Raw genomic sequence first — 9,954 nt, 5'->3', positions numbered from 1 at the left:
TCATGGAGCCCCTGCTCGCCGGAGGCGTCGACGAGGGCGTGTGACGCCTTCGGGCCGCCGGAGCCCGCGCGGCGCGGACCGGTACCGCCGGTCCGCGCCGCGGTTTTTTCCGGCAAAGCGCACCCGTGCCGTTTACTCCGGGTGAATGGCGGTTACCCGTTGTCGGTCCGTGGGGATCGCTCCGGGGGAAATGGGACGTTCCGTGAAGGGGCGTTGACGGCTTCCCGAACGCCTCTCCCCGCGTCCCGGGGGGAGGGTGTGTGAACTCCCGTGCCCCGAGCACAGCCCGTTGTCATGAGGATGGGGTCCTCTGTGGCTAACGGGGCTCATGGTGCGGCTGAGGAGCGCGCGGAGGCCAAGATCACCAACCGTCGGGCTACCCCGCGTCAAGCCCCGTGATCAGGGCGAAGGTACTCTGGAGGAAGGCCACTAGGGCGCGTTCGGACACCTGATCGCACCGAACTTCGTTCGTCTTTGTCCACTTCTGTGAAGGGTGGGTCGAGGGGGCGGGTTCGGGCGGGCGCCGGACTGCTCAGGGGACCGGCACAGGAGGCGGCACGGCGTCGGGGAGGACCCTCCCGGCCCGCTCGCGACGTCTCAGGGTGATCACGGAGTAATCGACGTCTGGCAAAGTTTGTAAATCTTCACCTTGCGGTAATTCCGCTCACGTCTGGGTATGTGTTGCATGTCACCTGTTCGTGAATCGGTGAAACTTATATGATTTTGCTTAACCGTCGTTTAACAAAACAGAACAATAACGAGTGAAGCAGGAACGCGGCGGCGGACCGTCCCGCGTATGACGCACCTCACGTATCCCCCGCCTGGAAAGGTTGACCTCGGGCATGAGCGAAGACGACAAAGAGCGCACGGTGGAGCTCCACTACGAGGGCGGCGTGCTGAAGCTGCCGGTGTTCACCGGCACCGAGGGTGAGCGCACCATCGAGCTGAAGACCCTGCTGGGGTCGACCGGTATGACGACCCTGGACCCCGGGTTCGGCAACACCGCTTCGTGTAGCTCGGAGATCACCTACATCGACGGGGCCGCCGGGATCCTGCGCTACCGCGGGTACCCGATCGAGGACCTCGCCGTGGGCGCGACCTTCATCGAGGTCGCCTACCTGGTGATCTACGGCGAGCTGCCGGAGGCGGACCAGCTCAAGGAGTTCGCCGACAAGCTGCGCCAGAACGCCGACATCCCGGCCGAGATGGGCGCGTTCATCGACGCGATGCCCCGCAACGGCCACCCCATGACGCTGCTGGCCAGCGCCGTGAACACCCTCGCCGCCTACTACGACGACAGCGTCGACCCGGGCGACGACGACCAGGTGGAGACCGCCACGATCCGGCTGTTGGCCAAGCTGCCGACGATCGCGGCCCGCATCTACCGCAACTCCATCGGCGAGAAGCCGATCAGCCCGGACAGCTCGCTCGACTACGTCGACAACTTCATCCGGATGACCTTCGGCGACGTCCACGCCGACAGCGAGCTCGGCGACCTGTTCAACCAGGCCGTCGGCATGCTGCTGGTCCTGCACGCCGACCACGAGCTGAACTGCTCCACCGCCACCGTGCGCGTCGTCGGCTCCGCGAAGGCCGACATCTACGCCAGCGTCGCCTCGGGCGTCAACGCCCTGTCCGGCCCGTCCCACGGCGGGGCCAACCAGGCCGTGCTGGAGATGCTGGAGGAGATCCGCGACTCGGGCATCTCCGTCGAGGACTTCCTGGAGAAGGTCAAGGCCCGCGAGATGCGCCTCATGGGCTTCGGTCACCGGGTCTACAAGAACTTCGACCCGCGCAGCAAGGAGATCAAGGTTCTGGCCAGCCAGATCCTCGACCGCGACGAGAACCCGGACGAGCTCTTCGCGCTCGCCCTCAAGCTCGAGGCCGCCGCGCTCGCCGACTCCTACTTCACCGAGCGCAAGCTCTACCCGAACGTCGACTTCTACACCGGCGTCATCTACCGCACCATGGGCTTTCCGACCAACATGTTCACCGTGTTGTTCGCCATCGGCCGCCTGCCCGGCTGGATCGCCCACTACCGCGAGCAGCTGCACGACCCGGCCTTCCGGATCGCGCGTCCGCGCCAGCACTACGTCGGCTCCCCCGAGCGCCGGCTCCCCGGCCAGGGGTGACCCCTTCCGAGGCACCACGAGAGCGCCCGACCGCGTCCGACGCGGCGGGCGCTCCGTCGTTGTCCACAGCACACCCTCCGCTGTTCGCTCACGGCCGTGACCGGGTATCACCCGTACCGGGGTGTCACCCGCCCCGCACGGCCGCCGCCACGTGTGCGGCGCCGGTGAGGGGGCAGGGCGGACAGGGTGCGACCCCCGGACGGGGCCGTACGAAGGAGGGGCGACTATGGTCCGGTACGCGTTGGCCGGCGACCTGCTCGACGAGCTGAGCCGGAACTGGTGGGTGGTGGTCCTCCGAGGGGTCGCCGCGGTCGTCTTCGGCCTGGTCGCGCTGATCTGGCCGGGGAAGACCCTCGTGGTCCTGGCGGTCGTCTTCGGGGTCTACGCCCTGTTCGACGCCGCCGTCCTGGGGTACGCGGCCTACCGCTCGATGCCCGGAAACCGGACCTCGCTGGTCATCCAGGCGGTCATCAGCGCCCTCATGGGGCTGATCGCGCTGATCTGGCCCCTCGCGGCGATCGTCGCCCTGGTGTTCGTCATCGGGGCCTGGGCCGTGATCACCGGTGTCGCCGAGATCGTCACCGCCATCCGCCTGCGCGCGCACATCAGCTCCGAGTGGCTGCTGGTCTTCGTCGGCGCCCTCTCGCTCGTCTTCGGCCTCCTGCTGTGGTTCTGGCCCCTGGAGGGCGCACAGGCCATCATGTCCGTGATCGCGCTGTTCGCACTGATCTTCGGTGCGGTGATGACCGTGGCCGGGTTCCGGCTCCGCGGCGCGGCCGAGGCCTTCGGATCCCCGGGGAACGCGGAGAAGACCGAGCCCTTCGTGGGACTCCACGAGCCCGACGAGACGGGGACCCAGAGGCCCCACTCCGGGGACCTCCTCGCCGACGGCGACGACACCGCCCCAAGGCGCACGGGGGGCAGGCACCGGGCCCCGGACGGCGACCGGGAGGACCCCGACCACCCGGACGAGCCGCGTTAGGCGGTACCGGCCCCGCTGACGAGGAGGGCGCCGAGGTGGTCCACCTGACTGCCGGGAACGACCACCCCGGCCTTCTCCGCCTGCCAGGCCAGGAAGTGCGGGGTGCGCCGGTGCGCCCGCAGGGCGTCCTCGTCGGCGAAGACCTCGTACACCCAGAACACGTCCGGATCGGTGCCGTCCGCGACCACGTCGAAGCGCAGGCAGCCCGGTTCCTCGCGGACCGCCGCCGAGGCGTTGCGGGAGATCCCCGTGAGGAACGCGTCCCGGTGTCCCGGGCGGGTCCGTAGCGAGATGACGAGGGCGACGGCGGGGACGGGCACGGGACCTCCAGGACGGGGTGTCGGACCGGAAAACCACGGGACTTCTCCGAGCATCATGAGTAGCATGGCCGACATGCGTTTCTTCCAGTCCCAGATCTACGGCTGAGGGCCCGGCGTCACGGACGCCACGGCGCACCCGCCCCGCACGGGGCCCGGTGCCTCCCAGCCCTGCCCGTAGACATCGGATTCTGGAGAAGCAGCGATGACACGTCGCGCCCACATCGCCATGGTCGGCGTTCCCGCCGTGAGTCACACCCTGCCCAGCCTGGAGATCATCCGCGAGCTGGTCGACCGGGGCCATCGCGTCACCTACGCCAACGACCCCGTCCTGGCCGACCTCGTCACCGGCACCGGTGCCGAGCTCGTCCCCTACACCACCACACTGCCCACCGGGGACGAGGAGTGGCCGGACGACCCGGTCGAGGGGATGGACGTCTTCCTGGACGAGGCGATCACCCAACTGCCCGTCCTGCGGGCCGCGTACGGGGACGACCGTCCCGACCTGTTCCTGTACGACATCGGGGCCTACGAGGCCCGGATACTCGCTATCGACTGGGGCGTCCCGTCCGTCCAGCTCTCGCCCACGTACGTGGCCTGGTCCGACTACGACGACACCATCCTGGAGGAGCTGCGCGCCCTACCCGGCGCGAAGGAGCACTACGCGAAGTTCGACGCCTGGCTGGCCGAGAACGGCGTCACCGACCTCGACCACGTCTCCTTCGTCGCGCGCCCCGAGCGGTCGCTGGCGATGATCCCGCGTGAGATGCAGCCCTTCGCCGACACCGTGGCCGACACGGTCACCTTCGTCGGACCCTGCCTCGGAGACCGGGCCGACCAGGGGGAGTGGACCCGTCCGGCCGACGCGGAGAAGGTCCTGCTGGTGTCCCTGGGGTCGGCCTACACCAACCGGCCGGAGTTCTACCGCGCGTGCCTGGAGGCCTTCGGTGACCTGCCCGGGTGGCACGTGGTGCTCCAGGTCGGCAAGTACGTGGATCCCGCCGAACTGGGGGAGGTTCCGGACAACGTCGAGACGCACGCCTGGGTGCCGCAACTGGCGGTCCTGCGCCAGGCGGACGCCTTCGTCACCCACGCCGGTATGGGAGGGTGCAGCGAGGGCCTGTACACCGGGGTGCCCATGATCGCCGTCCCGCAGGCCGTCGACCAGTTCGGGAACGCCGACCACCTGGTCGGGGCCGGTGTCGCCCGGCGGATCGACACCGCCGAGGCCAGCCCGGAGCGGCTGCGCTCGGCGTTGCTCGAACTCACCTCCGACCCGGAGGTGGCCCGGAGGCTGGCCGACGTCAGCGCACGGCTCCAGGCCAGCGGCACCTCCTACGCGGCCGACCTGATCGAGGCCGAACTGCCCGCCCGGTAGGTCCTCGCGTCTCCTCCGGTGGTGCGCCGCGCCCACGGCGCACCACCGGTCCCATCTCGTACCCGGTTTCCCCGAACCCCGGTGGTCCGGCACCACCAGCAGTGGAGGCCGACCGCCCCGTCCGGCACAGTCGTCCGCCTCCCACGAGTACACGGCAGGGCGGATCCCCGCCAGCGACCGGAGCGTCCTGGAGGATCGGACGGACGCCGCCGAAGGCCGGACACCCGCCAGCCACACCCGTCCCACCCAGATCGCCCGACACGTCACGGAGCACCATGGACCACCTCGTCATCGTCACCGGCGGACCGGGATCGGGCAAGACCACCCTGCTCGACCACCTGGCCTCACTCGGGTACGCGCGCACCACGGAGGCCGGGCGCGCGATCATCCGCGACCAGCGGGAGATCGGCGGCCCCGGCCTGGCCTGGTACGACGACGACCTCTTCGCCGAGCTCATGCTCGCGTGGGAGATGCGCTCACACCGCGAGGCCTCGTCCCTGCCCGGGCCGGTCTTCTGCGACCGCGGCGTGCCCGACCTGGTCGGTTACCACGCGCTGCGCGGCCTCCCGGTCCCGGCGCACGTCACCGAGGCGGCCCGTCGCTTCCGGTACCACCGCAGGGTGTTCGTCGCCCCGCCGTGGCCGGAGATCTTCACCGGAGACGCCGAGCGCCACCAGACCCCGGAGGAGGCCGAGCGCGTCCACCGGGCGATGACCGAGGCGTATCCGGCGTGCGGCTACGAGTTGGTGGAGCTGCCGCGCGTGCCCGTGGCCGAGCGGGCTCGTTTCGTCCTGGACACCCTGGGAGGGACCGAGCCGCTGATCCTGTGACGGGAGTGACAGGAGTGACGGGGAAGAACTTCTGCCACGTCGTGATCCTTCTGGTGCGCCGACACGGCACATGTGGCCGTTCGTGGCCGTAAACCGGCTTTCCCTTGTGGTTCGCGGGGGTCGGGGCCAGACTCTTGTCTAGGTCAAGGATCATCGAGCGTTCACGCCCGGGACGGGCGCGGGACCGCGGACGCGGGGAGGGACACGGCAGGTGGTCAGTGCGTCCGGGGCGAACACACCGCCCATGAGCTGGGAGGGCATCGACCACGCGCTCAACCGTGTGCGCGGTGAGGCAGACCGGATCGCCCTCGACCTCGTCGACCTGGACGGCCACGTCGGCCACCGTATGTTGCGGGGAGCCGACCTCGTCGGGCGGACCCGGAAACGCTGGGAGCGCGCCAGCGAGCACCTCCACCGCATGCGGACCGTCCACGACGCCTTCCGCCGCGCCGTCGACGGGGCCCACGAGCTCCGTGCCTCCGCGGACGGCCGTTCCGCCGACCAGGCCGCCCTGACCTTCCTGCTCAACGGTGACTCCGTGACGCTCCCCGCGGGGGAGACCCCGCCGCACGAGCGCGGACCGCTCCACACCGGTGACGAGTCCGTCACCCTCGCCGACGCCGTCGCCCGCATGTCCGCCTCCTACGACGAGGCCACCGAGGTCATCTCGGCGGTCGAGACCGCCTGGGACGCCCTCCACCCGCGCCTGGGTGAGCTCGACGCCATGTGGCGTGAGATCGGCACCCTCTCCGACATGGTCGAACTCGACGAGAACGAGCACGAGTCCCTGCGCGCCGACCTGGACGCGGTCGGCGCCACCGTCCGGTCCGACCCCCTCTCCCTCGTCGAGGACGGGCGCGTGGACACCTCCTCCCTGGAACGGCTGCGCCTGCGGCTGGAGCGCGTGCGCGGCGAACTCCGCGACGCCCTGCGCATGCGCGACTCCTACACCGAGAACGTCGAGCGGCTCGACTCCGCCATCGACGACGTCGGGGAGGTCCTCGACCGCGCCCGTGGACTGCGCGCACAGGTGGTCGCCAAGATCTCCTCGCCCCACGCGATCGACGTTCCCGACCCCGTGCCCGCACTGCGCGCCCGTATCGGTGAGATGGACGCCCTGCGCGCCCGGAGCCGGTGGCGCGACCTCGGTGCCCGCCTGGGCGAGGTACAGAGCGCCGTCCACGAGGCCGCCGACGACGCCCGGGAGCGCGAGGCCAACCTCACCGGGCTCCTGGAGCGCCGTGCCGAACTCCGCGGCCGTCTGGACGCCTACCGGGCACGCGCGGTCCGGCTCGGACACGCCGAGGACGGGCGGCTGTCCGAACTCCACCGCCGTGCGCACCGGGAACTGTGGACCGCTCCCTGTGACCTGCACGCGGCCACGGTCGCCCTCTCCGCGTACCAACGCACGCTCCAGGAACTCACCGGAACGGACGCCCCCGTGGGCAGAACCACACCGGGCGCGGGCGCGTCAGACGGCGAGAGTGATGGTGGTGTGAGCGGATGACGAAGTGCACGGTTCCCGGGTGCCCCGGCCGGGGCGAGGACGGCTTCTGCGCCGTGTGCGGCACGGCCCCGGCGGACACGCGAGCCCCCCGGCCACCGTCCGGCGGCCGGGACGGGGGACTCGACCGGTGGCCGTCCCCGTCCTCCTCCGATCCCCTCAGCGGCGATCCCTCCCACTCGCACCCCGTCTCCGGCAACGTCAGGCTCTCCGGGCGCTCAGGACCCGGCAGCGTCTCCGGCACCGTGGGCACCAACATCAGTGGCACGGGGCGCGGCAGCCGCCGCTCCTCACGCGGCATGCTCGGCATGGGCATGGTCCAGGTGCCCCTCGTCCCCCACCGGGACCCCGCCGAGGCCGTCATGGACAACCCCGTCGTCGCGGAGAAGAACCGCTTCTGCGGCAACTGCGGTGAGAGGGTCGGCCGTTCCCGGGACGGCCAGCCCGGCCGCACCGAGGGTTTCTGCCGCAGGTGCGGGGCCCCGTTCTCCTTCACCCCCAAGCTCTCCCCCGGGGACATGGTCGGCGGACAGTACGAGGTGCTCGGGTGCCTGGCCCACGGCGGCCTCGGCTGGATCTACCTGGCCCGGGACCGCAACGTCAACGACCGCTGGGTGGTCCTCAAGGGCCTGCTCAACGCCGGTGACGCCGAGGCGCACAAGGCGGCCGCCGCCGAACAGGCGTTCCTCTCCGAGGTCGAACACCCCAACATCGTCAAGATCATCAACTTCTCCCAGCACCCCGACCCTCGCACCGGCATCCCCGGCGGCCACATCGTCATGGAGTACGTGGGCGGCAAGTCCCTGCGCGAACTGCTCATCGAACGCCGCGAGGACGACCCCGACGCCGTCCTCCCCCTGGAACAGGTCATCGCCTACGGCCTGGAGGTCCTGCGCGCCCTCGGCTACCTGCACTCCAAGGACCTGCTCTACTGCGACTTCAAACCCGACAACGTCATCCAGAGCGAGGAGCAGATCAAGCTCATCGACCTGGGCGGCGTCCGACGCATGGACGACACCGTCAGCCCCGTCTACACCACGCCCGGCTACCGGGTGACCGAGGAGGAGCTGCGCGGCGCCGGTCCCACCATCAGCACCGACCTGTACTCGGTGGGCCGCGCCCTGGCCGTCCTCAGCTTCCGCTTCAGCTTCATGCGCGAGTACCCGCACAGCATTCCGCCCCGGGAGACGGTGCCGCTGCTCCGGCGCCACGAGTCCTTCGACCGGCTGCTGCGCCGCACCACCCACCGCGAACCCGAACTGCGCTTCCACGACGCCGAGGACATGGCCGACCAGCTCACCGGTGTCCTGCGCGAGCTCCTCTCCGAACTGGAGGGCGTGCCGCACCCCGCGTCCTCCACCCTCTTCGGTGGTGAGAACCCCACCTCCGGTCCCGACCGCGGCACCCACAACGCCGACCGCATGCTCGTCCCGCCCTCGCCCACCGACGCCGCGACGCTGCTGCCCGCACCCCTGATCGACCAGGCCGACCCGGCGGCCCAGCACCTGCGCGGCTTCCAGGCGCTGGCGCCGGAGGAACTCGTCCCCGCGCTGCGCGCCACCTCCGCGCCCACCCCCGAGACCCTGCTGATGCTGGTCCGCGCGCTCATCACCGCCGGCCACCACGGTGAGGCCCTGGACGTCCTCCACCGCTTCAGCGGGATGGTCCCCGGGGACTGGCGCACCATGTGGTACCTGGCGGTCGCCGAGCTGAGCACCGGCCGGTTCCACGAGGCCCGCGACCACTTCGACGAACTGTACGACCACCTGCCCGGGGAGATCGCGCCCAAGCTGGCCCTGGCGCTGGCCTGTGAACGCACCGGCGAGCACGACACCGCCGCCCGCCAGTTCCAGGCGGTCTGGAGCACCGACCACTCCTTCGTCAGCGCCGCGTTCGGTCTGGCCCGCATCCGCCTGGCCCAGGGGAACCGGGCGGCGGCCATCGCGGTCCTGGACACCGTCCCGGAGCTGTCCAGCCTGTACGTCCACGCCCAGACCGCGCTGATCTCCGTGCTCGCGGCCCGGCACCCGGGCGCGGAGGCCGCCGACCTCGTCCAGGCCGGACAGCGCCTGGAGCGGATCGGCCTGGACGGCGAGTCCGCCGACCGCCTGGCCGTCCGTGTCCTGGAGTCGGCACTGGACTGGCTCGGTGTGGGAGGCAGGGCTCCGGTCGGTGAGCGGCTGCTCGACGCCCCGCTCACCGAGGACGGCGTGCGCACCAACCTGGAGCGCCGCTACCGCGCGTTGGCCCAGCGCACCACCGTGCTGCCGGAGCGCTACGAACTCGTCGACAGGGCCAACTCCCTACGCCCCGTGACGCTGCTGTGAGGAACGAGGGAACCGCGATGACCAAGGTGCGGACCTGCCCTGCCTGCTCGGACAGGGCGACTGCGGAGGACGTCTTCTGCGAGGGGTGCGGGCGCCCCCTCCCGGAGGAGGCCGCGACCACGCCCGCCGAACACCCCGACGCGGTGCCCACCGCACCGCAGGTGAGCCTGGCGGGCGCCGTGCCCACCGGTGCCTCCGACGGTGACGATCCCGGCGAGGGCGCCCGCCCGGGGCTGGTCCCGGCGGAGGGAGCCCCGACGGCTCCCCAGGTGAGCCTGAGAGCCGTGAAGGACGCGGGGGACGGGGCCGACGAGGACACCACCCAGGTCCTTCCGACCGCGTCCCCGCGGGGCGGCGGACACGCCTCGGAGGACCTCGCGCCCGCGGACGGGCGCGCTCCCGCGGACCACGGCCGGAACGGAGCCGACGCCCTGGCCACCCAGGCGATGCGGCGCGACGACCTGCCACCGCTCACGTCCGCGCG

At 71.1% G+C, this 9,954-nt stretch carries 7 protein-coding genes and 1 pseudogene; 7 read left to right on the top strand and 1 reads right to left on the bottom strand.

What is annotated here, in order from left to right; genetic code table 11:
* Positions 1 to 842 precede the first annotated feature (842 nt).
* The gene (locus D455_RS0118540) at positions 843 to 2,132 is read left to right on the top strand and encodes a citrate synthase (RefSeq protein ID WP_017572206.1); all 1,290 of its coding nucleotides are present in this window, start codon (positions 843 to 845) and stop codon (positions 2,130 to 2,132) included.
* A 226-nt stretch (positions 2,133 to 2,358) separates the two neighbouring features.
* Positions 2,359 to 3,114 carry an HdeD family acid-resistance protein gene (locus D455_RS0118535; protein WP_017572205.1) on the top strand — a complete coding sequence of 252 codons (756 nt, stop codon included), beginning with the start codon at positions 2,359 to 2,361 and terminating at the stop codon, positions 3,112 to 3,114.
* Here the strand turns inward: D455_RS0118535 and D455_RS0118530 are convergent.
* Positions 3,111 to 3,434 carry a putative quinol monooxygenase gene (locus D455_RS0118530; protein ID WP_017572204.1) on the bottom strand — a complete coding sequence of 108 codons (324 nt, stop codon included), beginning with the start codon at positions 3,432 to 3,434 and terminating at the stop codon, positions 3,111 to 3,113. The two genes, D455_RS0118535 and D455_RS0118530, sit on opposite strands and share 4 nt — an antisense overlap.
* Positions 3,435 to 3,636: 202 nt before the next feature.
* Here D455_RS0118530 and D455_RS0118525 point away from each other — a divergent pair, with 202 nt between their 5' ends.
* The 5 genes and pseudogenes from D455_RS0118525 to D455_RS0118505 form a co-directional block, all read left to right on the top strand.
* The gene (locus D455_RS0118525) at positions 3,637 to 4,809 is read left to right on the top strand and encodes a macrolide family glycosyltransferase (RefSeq protein ID WP_017572203.1); all 1,173 of its coding nucleotides are present in this window, start codon (positions 3,637 to 3,639) and stop codon (positions 4,807 to 4,809) included.
* A 275-nt stretch (positions 4,810 to 5,084) separates the two neighbouring features.
* The gene (locus D455_RS0118520; protein WP_017572202.1) at positions 5,085 to 5,639 is read left to right on the top strand and encodes an AAA family ATPase; all 555 of its coding nucleotides are present in this window, start codon (positions 5,085 to 5,087) and stop codon (positions 5,637 to 5,639) included.
* A 244-nt stretch (positions 5,640 to 5,883) separates the two neighbouring features.
* Positions 5,884 to 7,146, top strand: coding sequence for a hypothetical protein (locus D455_RS0118515; protein WP_017572201.1), 1,263 nt, complete (start codon positions 5,884 to 5,886; stop codon positions 7,144 to 7,146).
* Complete coding sequence (locus D455_RS0118510) at positions 7,143 to 9,470, top strand: serine/threonine-protein kinase (RefSeq protein ID WP_017572200.1); 2,328 nt, start codon at positions 7,143 to 7,145, stop codon at positions 9,468 to 9,470. The genes D455_RS0118515 and D455_RS0118510 overlap by 4 nt, the downstream gene beginning before the upstream one ends.
* A gap of 17 nt (positions 9,471 to 9,487) precedes the next feature.
* A pseudogene (locus D455_RS0118505) lies at positions 9,488 to 9,954 on the top strand (hypothetical protein); the annotation flags it as partial.

It is taken from the genome of Nocardiopsis halotolerans DSM 44410 (assembly GCF_000341065.1).
GTDB lineage: Bacteria > Actinomycetota > Actinomycetes > Streptosporangiales > Streptosporangiaceae > Nocardiopsis > Nocardiopsis halotolerans.
This window is presented reverse-complemented; position numbering and strand designations above follow the sequence as displayed.